Origin of the sequence: Enterococcus sp. E5-37, from assembly GCF_035726925.1 — a bacterium.
In the GTDB taxonomy this organism is placed as follows: Bacteria; Bacillota; Bacilli; order Lactobacillales; family Enterococcaceae; genus Enterococcus_B; species Enterococcus_B faecium.
The window spans coordinates 1-17685 of record NZ_JAPMLG010000017.1; the positions used below are offsets into that span (position 1 = coordinate 1).

Genomic DNA, 17685 nt, shown 5'->3' on the forward strand with positions numbered 1-17685 from the left:
TGCTTCGCAACGATAGCAACCGGAGTTTCTTGATGAAAATATGCTTCTATCATTACAAGCTCGTTTGGTGTAAGATGGGTATAAGTCATTTATGTTCACTCTCCTTGTATGCTTTAGCGGGTATTACAATTTGAGTGTAACATAAATGGCTTTTTTATTTGTCTCGCTTAATTATACAAACGGCGTGTATATTAATTTATCTGAATACAAAAAATTAACTTTTCCAGCTCTTGTAGCTGGCTTCTTTTGTTTCTAGTCTAATTATTTTTCTAAAAAGTTATTTGAATAAATACTCTTTTTGAGAGATCTTAGCCAAACCATTTTTTAAATAGCTAGGGATTCTGCGCTAACTTAAACGGCATAACTCAGTTTATACATGGATTCTTTTGATTAATCCAAAGTTGTTTCCAACTCATCCACTGATTCCAAGGTATCCAAGGCATTATTAGATGTACACCTATTCTCATGTGACAAATAAGATAAAAACTGAAACGATAGATATCATGGAGAATTTAAGAAAAAATTCTTGAATTTTACCAAAAAAAGCCACCGGTAACAATCCGGTGGCAAACCCAAAAGAAATCCAGGCTCGAGTTGGTAATTCTAGATTAGTTACTACTATGGATGCTTACGCACATGTAACCAAAAAAATGAAAAATGAAGCTGTTGATATTTTCGCCCAACGTCTGAAAAGATCTTTGATTTAAAATGCAAAAAATTCGCCCAAGTAAAAACTTGGGCGAACATAGGGCGAATATTTTTGAATTTCACAAATTTTGGAAGCTAAGAAACTCCTAAATTCCTTGCTACTTCTTACTTTCTTCCTCATCCATTTTCAGAACGGCCATGAAGGCTTCTTTTCGCAATAATCTAACTGTACTATTCTCTATTAATCTAAGATAGTCTCTAAGCTTCTAGTATTAAAGGTTATAAAGGAACTAAATAATCTCTTCTATCTTTAGGTCATTTCAAAACACCTGAGAAAACCTCAGTCATCGGTGGCAAAATGGTGGCAATATTTTTTTGCTGCATTATTAAAAATAGTAACAAAAACTTTATCACGATCTTTCCATTTCCATCATTATCTTACCAATTTCATTTTCAATTCTATCTAGAACTCTTTGTATTTCAGATCTAACATTGTAAATATCTTCAATATACTGTTGCGCTGTATAATTATCTGGTATTTTATTATCAATAGGACTAGGATCTTTAATTTCTAACAACCCTAATATTTGGTCGGGATACATATCAATTACCTTAAATTTCAAAGAAGATGCGTATAACCAAGATATTTTAATAGAAGGAAAGACACAATTATGGTTTAAATTTGATCCTTCGAATAGATTTATCAAAGATTTTTATAAAGTATGGGATTCAGAAGTTTTCTTTTTAGCAATCGAAGAAAGCTTATTAATCAATCTCTACTATTCTAATAAGAACTACTTTAAAATTCCGGCAGCAAAAACCAGAATGAACCTAGATGCCTATTTTTTATTTGATGTAGTGACAAATGTTCCAGATGTTAGAGCAAAACATAAACGATTTGACTATGTAAAGTATACTTTTGTTGATCCTGAAAAATACAAAGATTAAAGTAGGCTACCTAAAAAGGTAGCCCGGAACGGATTTTATCACCATACTTATGAAAGGAGATATTTTTTAAGTTAGTATTAAGATTGTGTAATATGATGATATCTATATTTTATAGTATCAGTGCTATAAAATCAAAAATAAGTCACTAATTAACTATCACTCCAATTATAAGCCTTTTTTCTCACTTTTTTTCAAAAATATGGTATGCTTTTTAATGGCTTCAAATATAAAAGAGTTTAAAGCGTAACACACTTATGGGGGAGTGGTTTTTGGGGAACGCTTTAAACTCTTCTTTATTATTATCTCACAGCAGGCTTAAAAGGTCTATGGATTAAGTTATGTAAAAAAGTGCCTCTTTAAACGTCCTAAAATCCAAACAAGGATAGCATAATATACACTATCGTTGATCCAGAAAACAGGTAAATAACTTTTGCAAAAGCAATAAGTTAAAAACATTACAAAAAAGACAAGGATATCACATCAAGAAAAAATGTTTTGAAAATATCTTTGCCTTTTTGTATTATATCTATATTAAATAATCAATCACAACACACTAACTAATTTATATATTTAATTTGTTGTTTTTCTATAATTGGATAACTAATTAACTTATGACTATCTAAGTCTTCTTTATTCATATCAATTGCAGTAATTTGACTGTCTTCATATGTTCGATAATAATAGATTCCTTTATCAACATTGCAACAAGAAGAATAAATTGTATATTCATATTTTCCATCACCAACATTACACAAACCTTTTTGTTGTTCTACTGAACCTAAGATATGGAAAAATTGACTAATACTTTCTGACTCTGAATCTCCAGATACAGAATTCAGCTTCGTAAAAGTCGCTTTAACAAAACGAGATACTGAGGATAAATCTCCAGGCAAGCCTATCCCTCCCATACCGCGGCTATAGGCATTCAAACTTATTTGATTTGAAAAATTATTTTTAGGAGTTTCACTCGATAAGACACGATAATTGTTTAAATTAAATAATTGATAGTCAAATGAAGGATTATTGGTAAGAACGCCCACAGGGTTATCATATATATGAAGTCCATCTTTCATACTTTCAATGACAATTGATTTTTCTTTATCAGCTAATAGCCAATGTAAAGGGGATAAAGGAAGTTCGTCACTATAATTTATATTTGCTAAATTGATATTTTTTAACAATTTTTTAGCTTCTCCTACTGTTGAGCATTGTCCTAAAATCCAAGGAATAAATTCAAAAGGAGATACATTGTCTTTCCCTTCTTGTATTTCTTTATAATCAGCATACCCAGAAAAATTTAGTCCAGCCATACTCAATCCTTTTTCATTTGTCGCATCGTAATAAAGAGGGTAGTCAGCTATACCAGCGGCAATACCAATCATTGCATAATGAGTATCCAAATCATTTACCTTTCGAAAATTCAACTTATAATTTCTTGGAGTAATAGTGACTACTTCATTGTAAGATATTTCATAATCAAAATTCCTTCCAAAATAATGATCACTTGTTACATAAGTAATAGACGTACACATAGTTTATTCCTCCTAAATATTTTTCTGTCCACGTTCATATTACTCCAAAGTTTTCCTCATTCCAAAAGAAAAGCACAGAATACACAAAGAAGCGTTTTTATTTGTATAAACTATATCAAAGTTCTATACTTAAATTATCAAATAAAAAGGACGTGAAGATAAATGTCAAATTTAGAAAACAAAGAAGAAAAAGTTGTAAACAAAATTGTTTCTGTTGTCAATAAACTGGATAAAGAGTTAGACGAACTTGATACGTTATCTGAAAATCCAGAAAAAAAACATAACCTAAAAAAATGGTTAGTTGAACGAAAGGCTATTCATGAAATTAAAAAAGTTCTTCATGAAGCTGATAAATATGAAAAATATGATGAAAAAGAACTTGATAAAGAATTTAAAGAAATCAATGACTTATTACTCTGATCTATTAAACGACTCATTATGAGTCGTTTTTTTATACAAAGAAACTATCTGGAGGTAATCCAAATATAAATATTGATTGTAGTACAAAAAAGAAGCGTCCGAAGACGCTTCGCTGTTTAAATGCGTAAAAAGATTGGGAAATTGATTCATCAGCTATTACGACTATTATTATAATCTCATCCTATAAAAAATCAATACTAAAAAACTATTCTTTCGAGTAGCTCTGAACAGATGTCATCATAACTTATGAAGGAAATAGACATAAGATTGTGTATAAAAAAATAACCACCCGAAGGTGGCTGAAGAAAGCTTTTATTTACATAAATACTCTTCTAAATAATTTTAACACAGAACTAACTTAATTACTATATGTACCCTGTAGGACTCAACCTACGACCGGACGGTTATGAGCCGTCTGCTCTAACCAATTGAGCTAAAGGTACGAGAAGCCATCACAACTACTGCAAACAAAAAGAATGGACATAGACTAGATAATAATGGTTTTCATTCTTTGTTGTGATGGCACATTAATTATTACACATTTAATAGCAAAAAACTAGATTGTACTTATTCTTTGTAAAATATATTATTTTATGCTATTATTTCCAAGTCATAAAAAGAAAAAAGCTTCAGATACTTATCTTTTTGGGGAAAGACTCTAGGGTGAGGGAGTATCTGAAGCTTTTTTCTATGTTTATTATCTCACATAGTTATTTTTTAGTCTATTATTTGCTTAATTTTTTATATTATAATAATTTTATTTGCTCCTTAATTAGTAACAAACTACTCTAAATTGCTAGCAATAATTACGGTATCTAGCTTAAAATAAAAAAACACCTCAAATGAGGTGTTTAAAGTTCAACATTATTTTACAATATTTACTGCTTGAGGGCCACGTTGACCTTCTTCAATATCATAAGTAACTGCTTGGCCTTCATCTAAGGACTTGAAGCCTTCTCCCTGGATCGCTGAGAAATGTGCAAATACGTCATTTCCATCTTCTCCAGTGATAAATCCAAAACCTTTGTCTGAGTTAAACCATTTTACTGTACCGTTATTCATATATATTTCCTCCTGATACGTATATAATACGTGTTTTGTTGCAATTAATATTACTTTGTAAAAGGAGTTTTTATAGTGTGAATATATCGCTCAGATTACGTTTCAAATTAGATTACTTGTTTAGTATAACACGAATGTAATGGTAACACAAGGCTAACACGATTTAATATAAAGAACTATATTTAAGCATTTAGAAGAGTTAATTGCAGAACGAAAATACAAATACAATACTGATTAAAATTAAATAAAAAAACCACCTTTTGGAGGTGGCCCACAAGGGACGGCGTACTTACATTACGCTTAATAATTATTATCGTATTCCTTGTGTCGGCAGTGCGAAATTAATTCGCCTGTAAGTTAATCATAAAGTAACTATCTGCTAAATGCAATAGTTATGCTTAAAAAAATTTAGCTTATTTTTTAAGGCAACCTCATACAAGAATGTTCCGGTATATTTCTCATTTCTCTGTTATCAATCTTGAACGATGTCCATAATCTGTTTGCCAATATATCACTAGCTTGTATCAAATAATTATGTTTAGAATCGCAATAAGACACATTTATTTCTAACTTACCTTTCCAAATAGGTTCATAAAATACACCATAATTAAAATTATGAACACCATTTTTTAGTTCTTCATATACTGATTCCTCAAAATTATAATAGCCATTACTTGCAGTGGCTTGCTCATCCACACAGATACATAGCTTTAAGTCGTCCTCTGGATTCAATAATCCTCTATTTATCAGCAACTTAATTTTTTCTTTGACCAGTCTTTTTAATACATAATCTTTATATCTGTGTATTGATTTTTTATGATCTAAAATATTTGACTGTACCCTTTTGATATCAACTGTTAATCCCATACTATGTTCGTTTTTTAAAACCCTGTATAATTCGTATTTTTCACTTTTATCTAAATAACAAGCTTTTAATTCTTCTCTGTTACCTCGTTTGGTTTGGATTCGTTGAACCACTTTTTTATATTTTCTTTTTGCAATTTCTTTATTATCCTTGCCAATGAATGCGTATCCAGCGTAGACAAAAAATCTATTAGGTGCATTCCTATGCAAGACGCCTGAATCATCAAAAAATAAATGTAATTCTTCCAACAGCCGCTTCTCCGATCATTTGTTATAAATATATGTTAATTTTACATCTTAGCCGTCTTTATAACAATAACTAAAATTGCAGATGTAGCCTAATTATATGTACTGCCCCTCAACGAGGGGCCATTTTTTATCGTTGCGGAATATTTAAATACCAGCGTTTATCATGAAAATCTTGTGCTCCGCCTTTAGTGTTCCCTTCTGGATCATTCGTTGCCCGCATCATTACATAGACTTTCTTATTAGGAAAATTACGCATATTGAAAGATACATGATAACCAACATTTCCAGAAGTATTATAAGCTTGGTTTACATCTGGTCTATAAATTCCATCAGCTCTTACTCGAGCTAATTCTTTCCCAGTATTGTAATCCATAATGAAGATATACTCGTATTTATAGTTAGCAATATGCCATCCAGCTACATGCAAGTTTGCGTTTTCGATTTCTCCGAACTGATCAATGTGGGCGTAATTTGTTCCATCTGTCAGCGTAGAATTTGCAGCACCTGCTCGAGTTGGATCAATTACTGGTTTATCATCTGAAGTAGTTGGATTTTCATCGGTAAATCCATGAGCTAAATCATATGCTAATTTTTCTTTACTTACGCCCATTTCAGAAAGATAACCGTAAGGATCTGTATGATCGCCCCAAATATTTTGCGTTACCCATAAATGCGATTTGATTCCTGGTTGGTTATAAGGCGTGTCCAATGTTAGTGGAATACCATATTTTATTGCTGAATCTCTAGCCAATTCAACGTATGCCTTGTAGTTTTTCTCAAACGTCGCTTTATCATGTGTGTGTTGTAACTCAATCTGCACGGGACTGTTAGCATTAGCATACGAACCAGCACCGTACTGTACATAACCAGGTTGTCCAACTTGGTAAACAATTCCACCGTCTCCCACAATATAAGCAGTATAAGCACTAGTCCATGAACGTTGCATATACTGCGCTTCATTGCGCCCTGTTGCTGTTTCATTAGCCGTTTCATGCAGTAAAATGTACTGATTATTTGCTACTTGTGAGCTACCTTCGTTTGGGCCCAAATTAAATTCATTGTTAATCGTATAGGCAAACCCATTAATTGGCAATAAAAAAAGAGCCGTTAATAGGCTCATCACAGTAATAGTAATTTTCTTTTTCATTTGTTTCCTCCTATTTTTTCAAATTATAAGCCGACACACCAGTGATAACGCCTAAAAATGTTGCTGCTGCATTGATAGTCAGCACTGTCATATCTGTTCCATTCCATCCATACGCTTTGCCTAGTGTTGCAACTAATACAGATGTAGCTGGTAAAACTGTTAAAACTGTCCATTTAATGACTTGATAATACTTATCGGGTAAAATCATTTCTTCTTAACTCCTTTCTTTTTTACCGAGATCTTTCTCTAAATAAAGTTTTAATTTGTTGTGTGTGTTCTACCAATTTTTCTGCATGTGTATCTAATCTTTCATCGTGTTTCTTTAGTTCTTCATGAATCATCAATCGATCTGATTTGCTCGATTCTAAATCTTTAGTCAGCAAATCTAAATTGTGACTTACTTTTGAAAGAGTTTCAGTAATCTTCGAGAAAGATGCAGTAATTGGTTTTATTACTAATAAAATCAAAGAAATAATCGCAGTAATTGATCCTGCGATTGTTCCCCATTCTCCTAAATTAATCATGTGACAACTCCTTTACCTTAAATAAAAACGCATCACTTAAGATGCGCTCTTATCTTTATTAATGATTTTATCTGCTTCTTCGTCTGTAATGCATAGTGGAACGAATAGTCGAACTTGATCGTCAGTAAAACAGCCCCAATCATACATCATTTTCACATCGCTAAAACTAAACATACTACTCACCTCCCTTTGAAGCTGGATTTAGTTGCTCTTTAATTTCTGAAATGTCTTTGCTATTTTGGAACGAAGCAAGCATCATTTTTGAATTGATTTGTGCTAAACTATCCGCTTTTTCTTTCAATGCAGTATTTTCCTGTTTAATTGCTACATTGTTTAGCATGAGTTTGGCGTTGAGCTGTTTTAGATTGTCGTTTTCATGTCCCAGAGCCTCGTACATCGCTTTGAGATTGTTTAAATCGTTGTGATCTAACGCGTTCGCTAAAATAATCCATTGATTCAATTTAGGATCAAACATTTGATCGTCGATTGTTAACGGTTCGCCATCAGCACGAATTCCTTCAAGTGGAGGCTGATCTGTGTAAGGAACGGATACAAGCATGTCGTCCAATACTTTTCCTGCGTACTCTCCGCCAGTACGCCCGTATTTCCAAATGTTTTTCATTTATTTCACTCCTTTAATCTAAGATTCTATTTCCATAATGTGCAGCGTGTTTATTTGAGAAAAATCTAACTTCTTACCATCCTGAGTTTCAAAAGTGATATTGAAGTACTCTCCTTTTTTCAACTCGAAAATTCTACTAAAGTGAAGCCCATGCTTCCATTGCAATGCAGTTCCATTTATACCAACACCACCTGCGAAACCAATAGAACTAGTTTGGGCATCGTCTTTATAAAAAGTAATATAACCATACTGGCCAGCTGTTGATCCGCCAAACTGATATCTAACTAACCCTTCAACTAACAAAGTACAATCTCGATTAGCTGTTGCTTGCCAATTTCCAGAATTCCAAGTCAACGGATTCTCCTTCATAAATCGATTCAACTTTGCTCCAATGGTAGTTGCTACTGGTCCAATAATTAACCGAGCTTTATTAGAAATACCAGTTTGTTCAGTTCCTGTTGAATGCCACGCTTCATAAGGCAACGGTTTTTCTTCTACCAGTACATTTTTCCCATTAACTAGAGGGGTTTCTAAAAAGTTCTTAGTTCCATCTACAGATTGTGGCTCAGTTAAGCTCACAGAATCATTCAAGCCTTTTTCAGTATATTCAGGTGTGACATCCCAACTATAATTATTGGGATTGTTGCTGTCTTTCAAGCCTTCACCGAAGTATTTAAACTGACTAATATTCGGGGTTCGTGTGTCGCCTTTTTCTAGTTTTGCCCATTCAATATTTACTGTTCCTTTCGTCGATTGTGGCGCTTGAAATACATTCAATGCATTTGCACTACCATCAATGTGACTTTGTGTTATTTCGAAAGTAAGTTGCCATACGTCTGCCAAACCTTCTACAGGAACCATATTACCGACAGGTAAAGATCCAGCTCGTAAATAAATTCCAAACGTCTGTGTAGATGGTTTGCTCGCCTTCATTGTAAAATTATACTTTTGTCCCTGTACGTATGGTTCATTAGGAGTAAAATTAGCCGCCATATATTCTGTAGTATTAATTGGGAAAGAAGCTGGTTTAAGAATATTCTCTCCCAGTGGAATCTTACTCAAATAATACGGCGCATCGAGTAAATTTGGCTGGTACGGTGTGGCTTTTGACCCTTCTTCAATCTTAATATCGCTAATAATTACCCCACCGTTTATCCGACTACTATACCCTTCAAGATCAATAGTTAAATAAAATCTTGATAAATCTGTGATTTCATAATTTACTACACCTGTAGCCTTTACCGTTATTTCTTTACCTACTTCAATCTCATAAGCAGTAGTAGATAATAAAATAGTTCCGTTCGTAGTTTTTCTATAGGCTATCCTTATCTTATCAATATCTCCAGTTGTACCTTCGTCTACTTTAACTTTTGCACTTATGGTATACGTTTTACCACTAATTAAACTAGGTGTGTTATTTGAAGTAAATGTGTTGAGTCGTTCAGCACCTTTCGACATTACATATATAGCATTAGTAGAAACATCTGTTACAACAGTATCACCTTCTAGATGAAAATCAGAAGCTTTCACTATTCTCATTAAATTCGGGTTACCGCTATAATCATAGCCCCCGAAGTCGATGCTGTTACTGTACATTTTCTTCAGCTTGCCTAGATCGCTGATTTGCTGATTGGTTTGATCAATACGATCATTCGCTTTATCAATATTAGTATTGAGAGTTGCGACATCTTGATTGGCTTTCGTGATTTTGTCGTTTGTGTCTTTTACTTTCGCATCAATCTGCGTTTCGGATTCCGCAATTTTCTGTTCAATCTCTTGCTTTCCATCAGCTAGAATTTTTTCGATTTTATCGATTGTCTGGCTAAAACCATTGAAATAATAATCTTTTAGTTCTGGCGTGCTGTCATCGATTTGACTGCGTTTGATGTCAAAAGTAAAACGACCAGCTGTATCTAACGAGCGGTCGTCTGGGAAATCAATATATACGCTACCTTCTACTTTTCCGACATATCCTAAAATATTATCTTCTAATACGATAGAAACAATGCCATTCACACGATCTTCAATGGTGGCAAGATAATCATGTTTTCCATAACCCCCTTCTGCCGTTGCAGATTTAAACATCAAGCGAATCGGAACCGTAGTTCCTTCTGGTAGGCTCTGAGGAATTCCGTTTTTTCTTACTAACTTCATTCGAAGCTTAGCTGTTCCTCGATCATGCGACCAAAAAACAACATTCGTATCATTAGGCTTAGTTGCTTCTGCTTGAATCACAATGATCGATTCATTTATTTTATAGACCATTAGTTCAACACCTGTCCTTTGGATATAATTAGCCCATTGCCACTGATGCTTGTTGGTGTAGTTGCAAATGCTGTGGAAGCCGTACCTCTAACTGTAGCATCTTCACATTTAATACCGATGTTATTTCCTGAACCAGTTAGACCTGCTAATGCTTCTGACATAAGCCTTACACGCAAAGCGACATCTTGATTAATAAATGTAGTATTACCATACATGTTTAATTTCGATACGCCACCAACATAAATTGCATTGTATCCCAAAGATTTTGTATTCTCAGAAAATTTACATTTATTTATCGCCATATAGCCAGATTGCTCGTTCATGATTCCGTAGCGGTTACCACTTGGATCTATCGGAGCGTTTACAGTATCAACTATTTGGATACCAGAAATCTGTGTGTAACCTACACACGTGGTTGTCGCTAAACTCCTTACTCTTACTGGCAAATCCGAAGTTAAGGGGTTTATACTACTTATATCATTTATTGGTTTAATCATTAAGGAACGATAAGACAGCCCATTAATTACCACGTCTTCCAAATAAGCACCATCATCAATCCAAATAGTGATCGGAGCAGCAGTTATCAACGGAATGGTATTCACAGCCGTTTGGATAGTAGCATAGGGTTTTTCTTCTGTGCCATCACCAGTTTGGTCACTTCCGTTTTTCGAAACGTACATATTTATTGGCTCACTATACCCACCAATAATCTGTTGGACAGACTTGTTCAATTGTCGAACTTGCTCTTTTTGACTATCCATGTTTGTATTCAGTTCGCTAATTTGTTCGTCCGACAGGTTTTCATGTTCTAATAATCTGCCGTGTAATGTATCAAAGATTTCTCCCTTATTATTTACACGTGCATCCACCACTTCGTTAGGAGAATCACCGCCTGAATGAAGCACGAGATTATCAATACGACTGTTCGTTGATTTGTCTTGATCAGACAGTTTCTTTTCAAGATTGTTCAGATAATCAACGTTTTTATTGAATGTTTCTTTCCATTTTAAAGCGATATTATTTGATATTAGTTTAACAAGCCCCATCTACATCAGTCCTTTCTTAGCAAGATTTGCCAGTATTGAAGTGATTGTTTTCTTGGTATTTGATAATACAATCTCTGGCGCTTTATTAGGGATAGCTGGATAATCAGTAATTCCCACAACTTGAATGTAGGTACTTATATTCAAAGGTTCATAAACAAAAAGGACCTTATCCCCTTTGTTAAGAGATACGGCCCATTTTAGTGTTACGGATCCTGAAACATCTGGATAGTCGTGTAACTGTTGTTTTAGATATTTAATCATATTATTTTGAATAGTGTAACGTTCGTCTTCTATTGGGTCTTGTATCCTGATTCCCCATTTCTGTGATTCGGGACTGGTATAAGTAACTGGATTAAAATAATATGAGTCATCTTCTTTTTTCTTACCAAATCCTTTAATTTGTGTTTTCAAAGCATAAGTATCAATATCAAACGACACTTCATCCGTATTATATTTATATCGGATTTGTTGCTCAGTTATATTTCCATAATCTGAAATGGGGTAAAATACTAAATGCTTATTGTTTGGTATCACAACTGCACCGTAATCTTCCAAAATTTCATTAATAAGATTTAAATAATTATCATTTCCAAAATTCTCCTGCTCCTTTTTTAAAAATACATTATTGGGATCTACAACTTCCCAACTAAATCCTCGGTTTCCAGCTTTAAAAATATGAGTCAGAAGATCATTGATTGATTTTGTTCCAGATATGGTGTCATATTGCCATCCATCTTGAATAGTGTAATAGACATGAGTTGCTACTACATCTTTATAGATTTGGCTACCAGAAGCATATGGTCTCATCTGCTTGATTGAATACTGCTGACCATCAAAAACAACATAGTTTTCATAGTCAATTAAATCAAAGGTTATTTGATTCCTTTTTGTTTCTGGTACAGTCACAGATAACTCCCACGTTTCATTTTGTTGCCACGAGACAGAAAAAGAATCCTTATCGTAGTTAATAAGGATTTCCTCTTTCGTTTCTTCATAATTACGTATTAATATGTTTTTCAAAGTATCACCTACTTATACAAGAAACGGAAATCCCAAGAAGATTTCACTCTAGTAATATTTTGAATTTCGATTTCATTGACCCCTTCAGCTAAAGTGATTAGTCCATGGTTTGTATCAATACCACAACTTACACCATTCAATTTTGGGTATACGCCATCCAAAACTAACGTCTGCCCTAAATTAGTTGAGAGAGAAGGATAATAAATGAAACGATCGCCTGTGGTCTTATTGAAAATAGTCACATTTCCTTCTGATTCTCCTTCGAGGGTAATACGTAAATCTGACTCTCTCGGATCAATTTCAAAACTGCCAGCATTAAAAATCTTAAAGAAACTAGTATTGTGTGTATAACTAAAATCTTCAGAAACTAGACTTTGAGAAAACTGCCAATCCTCATCCAAACTGAAATCAGATAAAGTCGTCGCAATCGATTCAGAATATCCTTTATAGGCGGAAAATGATACAACACAATTTCCTTTAAAATATGCCTTTTTGGTTACAGTCATACTCTCAACAATCACTGGGTATCTTTTACCAGGTTCTTTCGTATAGATAAAGTAGTATTCAGCTTCTTTATTAAATAGTTCTCTCAATTCTGTTTCAGTCAAAATAAGATCATTTAGATTGTCTGCAAAATAATCAAATTCAAAAGTAATAGGAAAAGAATCAAATGAGTGTGTCAGCAGCTTTTTTCCTACTGAACCTGCATAAGAAGAAAATTCATTTTTAGGTACTGGCATCCCAATTTTTATATCAATGATTTTTATTCGGTAATTTGCTAGTAAGTCAAATTTACCTGTACTAAATTGGAGAAATACTGATGTTTTATCATCCATTGAAATTCTTTCCTCTCATATATAGTTTTCTTGCTAATGATGAACCAGTATATTCATCTACACTTTTGCTGACTTTCTTACCGTCTAGAATACTTTCGACACGCATTGGTCTTTCATTTAACGCTTGAACGATTGTTTCAATATCTTTTTTACTCATCGTTTTGTGCTCATTTCCGCCACTTGGATGTTGATTTGAATAAACTGCTTGATTTGTTTGTACGGCTGGTTTGTATCTCTCTCTTGCAACAATCGCTTTTTGAATCAGCATATCTGCACTTGGTTTTGCAGGATTGATGTTGATTTCATATGGATAAGCAGGGTCTTCACCAAACATAGCTAACTCTGGTCCAAATACTTCTCCCCCATTTGAGTAACCATGACCATGACCAATGACTGCGAGCATATCAGGACCATATCTTTTCAGTGCATATCTAATACCAGCAAGCATGCTATCAAAACCATTAAAAATATTTCCGTGGCCAGGAAACGCATTTGCTAAAAATGTTCCTTTCTTAGCTTGTATTAGTCCCATTGCTGGACCAGAGCCATCACCATCTGGGTCTATTCCAGGCTGAACAGCACGCTCATTGCCTCCTGATTCAGTTTCGATTTGCCTTAACCAAGCATTGACATACGAAGCAGTGGTTGGTAATCCATTCATTCGCAAGGCTTCTTTTAATTGGCTAGTCCACCTTGCAACGCCAGAACCTGTAGGCGAACCTTTTCCGCCACCTTCGCCTGCTTTATAAATATCACCAGAGCCAAGCTTACCTGTAATATGCAAATGGTCGTAGTGATCGTTATCTGGCCATGTCTCCCAATTTCCTGTAGCAGGTTGCCCTGATTGACCTGTCCTATCTCGAACTTTACCTTGAGTAATAACATAGCCAACCTTATCAGCAAAATGTTCAAACACCCAGTTCGCAGGATCGAAATACTTACTTGAACCATTCATTCCAGCAGGATAAGCAATATCAATCGCTTGGTGTTTTCCGTGGTAATAAGGGTCTCCTGGTCGATAACCCGAAGTGATACCACTCATGCCAAATTTACTTACTGTTTGATTTGCAATATCTACTAAATATTTATAGACATTGTCAGCCATCGCCCCGTCAAAACTTCCACCAATAGAACCAAAACTTGCTATTTTATCTTTGATCCAATCCATAACGCCATTTGTTACTTTCTTGACACCGCCTGTAGCAATATCAAATACTGGATGAGTAGCATCAAAATTCACATGTTCTGAAATAGCTTTTTTGACAAACTCCACTGGATGTTGAACTGCATCTAAAATATCAGAACCAATGTCTTTTATTCCGTTCCATGCAGACTTGAAGAAATCACCTAGATTACTTACGTTACCTTTTGCGTACATTGGAATACCAAAAGCTTCAGCAAACGATTTTGTTTGGCTATGATTCAATACTTGAGTACCAGCTTCTGCATGCATCAAAACATTTTTCCCTTTTGGAATTTCCATTCTTCCATCAGGATGTCGGACTAGTTCTTCTCCTTCGCCATCGTTAACAAGCATCAATCCACCTTGGTGAATACCACCTGTAGCAAATTTTGCAACATCCTTAGGTTTCCATTCGTCAATTCGAACTGAATCTGGTGCATCAACTTTTTCTAAAACCCAATTGATACCACCAATTACACCATTCACACCTTTTTTCAAAATATCTATCATGTATTGTGCTGCGGCTTTAACACCATCACCGATTGCTTCTTTTCCATCTCTAAAAGCATCACCAATTCGACCAGGAACTTTTTTAACATAATCAACGATTTCATCGAATTTTTCTTTGGTTTTGTCCTTTAGATCATTCCAATATTTTGATACACCAGAGTAAATCTCTCCAACTTTTTTTACTACCTTTTCATAGGCATCCTCTATCGGTTCAATTGTATAGCGTTTAATTGTATTCCACGCACTCTTAGTTACTGATTGGATACGTTCAAATATTTCCGCTATTTTTTCTTTTAATCTACTGATAGTCTTAGATACGTTTTCTTTAGCATCATCAACCGGTTTCTCCATCGAGGATTTTATTTCTCTCCATTTGTGCTTTGTAATATTGACTAAATCAACAAAGAAATCGACCACTTTATCTACTAAGTTACTAATTGTTTTAACGACTTTTTTTCGAACTGAATCCACAGGCTCAATAACATATTCAGTAAATAATTCCATTGATTTTTTTACTGATTTTGATAAAGAATTAAAGATTTTTTTTATTGTTGAAGAGATTTTATCGACAACCTTCCCAACTGCTTTCCCTGCTTTTTCAAGTTTATCTTCTATCCATTCAGCAACTTCATCGAAACCTTTTTTTATTTTTCTACCTAATAACCGTATTGGCCCATAGATAAGCCAAAAAATTACCTCTGTAGCTTTCCCAAGTTTCTTACCCGCTTTTTCAAGAGCTTTTTCTATTTTGCCCATCCATTTTGAAAAAGTTTTAGCTATTTTATCAATCAAATCTGTAATTGCATCGTATGGTGGATCAAGAACTTTCTTTTTAAAAGCTTTCAATCCATCTTTAATAGTATCAAGTAGATCATCTACCCACTTTTTAAACTTCTTATTGTGTTTGTACAATAGAGCAACTACACCAGCAATTGGATTTAGAATGAATGTTAATACTTCTTTCCAATCCTCTTTAAAAAAATCAATAACGGAGTTAAAAACTTTCTTGATGTTTTTTTTGATACTAGTCACTTTATCCGTAACTGAATCCTTAAATTCAACAAATCCTTCTGTAACATTTTTAAAAAATGATTTGATTTTCTTTAATGATACCTCTACAAAGTTTTTTACTGCATCGACAATCCCATCTATAAACTCACGAAATGGCTTGCTTGTCTTATATGCTTTATAAAACGCAAATCCAATTCCTGCAATTGCTGCAGGTATAAGAAAAATTGGACTAGAAAGTAATGCGGTTCCGCCGAATATATCAAGCAGTTTCCCAAAAGCCGAGACCACACCAACGATTTTTTTAGCAATAAATAAAGTAGCTAATGCTTTACCTAGAAGTGCTATTCCCTTTTCATGTTTTGACAAAGCACTTAAGACATCATCAAATCGTTGTAAGGGGTCTTTCGTTTTGCCAGTTTCTTTTGAAAGTAAACTAAAATTACCAGTGAGTTTTTTTATAATATCAAGAACCGCATCCCATGCAGCACCGAAAAATATTTTAGAAATCTTTTTCAAATTATCAAAGATACTCGATAATTTATCCTGATTATCGTTTAAATAATCTATGCCTTTCAAAATAGAATCAAATAGTTTAGTAGTATTGTCTGATATGAAGCTGATAATATCTGTAAGCTTATCTTTACCGATGCCATCAACGATCTCATTCATTTTAGTAACGATATTCGCTTGGAGGTTACCCATTGCGCCCTCAAAAGTCTTAGTAGACTTTGCAGCTTCTTCAGCTACATCAGTCATACCTAAGTCAACAATCGCTTTACTAAATTCTTCAGCTGATATTTGACCTTCTTCCATCGCGTCACGAAAGTTTCCAGTGAAAGCACCGTTGTTTTTCATCGCTTCTTGCATTTTACCTGATGCACCGGGAATGGCATCAGCCATTTGATTCCAGTTTTCTGTAGTTAGTTTCCCTGCACCAGCCGTTTGGGTAAGCATCATTGCTACTGATTTAAATGTTTCAGCATTACCACCTGCTACAGCGTTTAAGTTCCCTGCTGCTTCTGTTAACTCTTGATAATTCCCAATACCATTTGCTGCTAGTTGTGCTGTAGTATTCGAGATATCGGACAATTCATATACTGTGTCATCTGCATATTTTTTTACAAATTTAGCAGCTTCTTTTGTTTCTTTTTCTGTAAAGCCAGCAAACTGCATCGTAGATTTGAATTTATCCATTGCGTCAGATGATTGAGTAGTTTCACCGATTAAATCTGAAAAACTACCTGTTAAAATCTGCAGTGCTTGTGAAGAGACACCAGCAATCGCACCAATAGATAGTTTATCTTTCAAGCTGATAAACTTAGATTCGGTTTTTTCAGCAGTATCACCGAGGTCTTTTGTTTCTGTTTTTGCTTGTGAAGCATCTGCGTTAAGTATTGTTTCTTTCCTGCTAGGTATCTTGCTTATACCCTCTTTTGTAGCTTTTATTTTCAGTGATGCTCCGTCATTATCCACCTTCAGTTCAGTTATTTTGCTTTTCGGTATGCCTTTTAAAAAAGCCTTTGTCTCTTTGACATCTTTTTCAGCATCCGAATTATCAGCCTTGATTGTGAACTTAACTGGTTTATCAAAAGTTTGATCGACATCTTTTTTTGTTGATTTGGCAATTGTTGTAACTTTTGCTGTCTCGGCTTTAAATGAATCATCAATTTTTGATCCTGTATTCATTCCCAATTTTGTTAATACGTCATCAACAAAACTAACGTCTGTTTTAAATTTAGGTAAATTCGACAGCATCACATCAATATTTATTGTTGCATCTGCGCTCAAACACTCACCT

The 17685-nt window shown here is 34.2% G+C and carries 15 protein-coding genes and 1 tRNA gene; 2 read left to right on the plus strand and 14 right to left on the minus strand.

The genetic code is table 11. From position 1 onward, the window contains the following. Positions 1-1293 precede the first annotated feature (1293 nt). Positions 1294-1596, plus strand: coding sequence for a DUF5960 family protein (locus tag OS138_RS11560; protein ID WP_024635286.1), 303 nt, complete (start codon positions 1294-1296; stop codon positions 1594-1596). A 557-nt stretch (positions 1597-2153) separates the two neighbouring features. Here OS138_RS11560 and bsh read toward each other — a convergent pair. Continuing rightward, positions 2154-3128 (minus strand): choloylglycine hydrolase, encoded by a 975-nt coding sequence (gene bsh, locus OS138_RS11565; protein ID WP_325070147.1) that lies wholly within the window; start codon positions 3126-3128, stop codon positions 2154-2156. Positions 3129-3290: 162 nt separating this feature from the next. Here bsh and OS138_RS11570 point away from each other — a divergent pair, with 162 nt between their 5' ends. After that, on the plus strand, positions 3291-3548 hold the full coding sequence (locus tag OS138_RS11570) for a hypothetical protein (protein WP_002295273.1): 258 nt from the start codon (positions 3291-3293) through the stop codon (positions 3546-3548). A 370-nt stretch (positions 3549-3918) separates the two neighbouring features. On the opposite strand, the gene OS138_RS11575 is transcribed toward OS138_RS11570, so the two are convergent. From OS138_RS11575 to OS138_RS11635, 13 genes are all read right to left on the minus strand, one after another. Then, positions 3919-3991 (minus strand) — tRNA-Ile (locus OS138_RS11575). A gap of 421 nt (positions 3992-4412) precedes the next feature. Next, the gene (locus OS138_RS11580) at positions 4413-4610 is read right to left on the minus strand and encodes a cold-shock protein (protein ID WP_002293041.1); all 198 of its coding nucleotides are present in this window, start codon (positions 4608-4610) and stop codon (positions 4413-4415) included. A 420-nt stretch (positions 4611-5030) separates the two neighbouring features. Continuing rightward, positions 5031-5723: a DUF3800 domain-containing protein gene (locus tag OS138_RS11585; protein WP_002325016.1), complete on the minus strand. Its 693-nt coding sequence runs from the start codon at positions 5721-5723 to the stop codon at positions 5031-5033. A 127-nt stretch (positions 5724-5850) separates the two neighbouring features. Beyond that, positions 5851-6870 carry a peptidoglycan recognition protein family protein gene (locus OS138_RS11590; protein WP_192211727.1) on the minus strand — a complete coding sequence of 340 codons (1020 nt, stop codon included), beginning with the start codon at positions 6868-6870 and terminating at the stop codon, positions 5851-5853. Positions 6871-6880: 10 nt separating this feature from the next. Then, positions 6881-7078 (minus strand): phage holin, encoded by a 198-nt coding sequence (locus tag OS138_RS11595; protein ID WP_024635096.1) that lies wholly within the window; start codon positions 7076-7078, stop codon positions 6881-6883. Positions 7079-7100: 22 nt separating this feature from the next. Next, the gene (locus OS138_RS11600; protein WP_325070148.1) at positions 7101-7394 is read right to left on the minus strand and encodes a hypothetical protein; all 294 of its coding nucleotides are present in this window, start codon (positions 7392-7394) and stop codon (positions 7101-7103) included. A gap of 36 nt (positions 7395-7430) precedes the next feature. Next, positions 7431-7568, minus strand: a complete 138-nt coding sequence (locus tag OS138_RS11605) for an XkdX family protein (protein WP_002327992.1) — start codon at positions 7566-7568, stop codon at positions 7431-7433. Between the two features lies 1 nt (position 7569). Beyond that, on the minus strand, positions 7570-8016 hold the full coding sequence (locus tag OS138_RS11610) for a hypothetical protein (protein ID WP_325070149.1): 447 nt from the start codon (positions 8014-8016) through the stop codon (positions 7570-7572). Positions 8017-8034: 18 nt separating this feature from the next. Continuing rightward, positions 8035-10281 carry a BppU family phage baseplate upper protein gene (locus tag OS138_RS11615; protein WP_325070150.1) on the minus strand — a complete coding sequence of 749 codons (2247 nt, stop codon included), beginning with the start codon at positions 10279-10281 and terminating at the stop codon, positions 8035-8037. Continuing rightward, on the minus strand, positions 10281-11327 hold the full coding sequence (locus tag OS138_RS11620) for a hypothetical protein (protein WP_325070151.1): 1047 nt from the start codon (positions 11325-11327) through the stop codon (positions 10281-10283). The genes OS138_RS11615 and OS138_RS11620 overlap by 1 nt, the downstream gene beginning before the upstream one ends. Continuing rightward, positions 11328-12347, minus strand: coding sequence for a phage tail protein (locus tag OS138_RS11625; protein WP_104775151.1), 1020 nt, complete (start codon positions 12345-12347; stop codon positions 11328-11330). 8 nt (positions 12348-12355) lie between these two features. After that, positions 12356-13183 carry a phage tail domain-containing protein gene (locus OS138_RS11630; RefSeq protein WP_325070152.1) on the minus strand — a complete coding sequence of 276 codons (828 nt, stop codon included), beginning with the start codon at positions 13181-13183 and terminating at the stop codon, positions 12356-12358. After that, a complete protein-coding gene (locus OS138_RS11635; protein ID WP_325070153.1) occupies positions 13176-17675 on the minus strand; it encodes a tape measure protein in 4500 nt (1499 codons plus the stop codon). Before OS138_RS11635 ends, OS138_RS11630 begins: the two co-directional genes overlap by 8 nt. Positions 17676-17685: the final 10 nt, after the last annotated feature.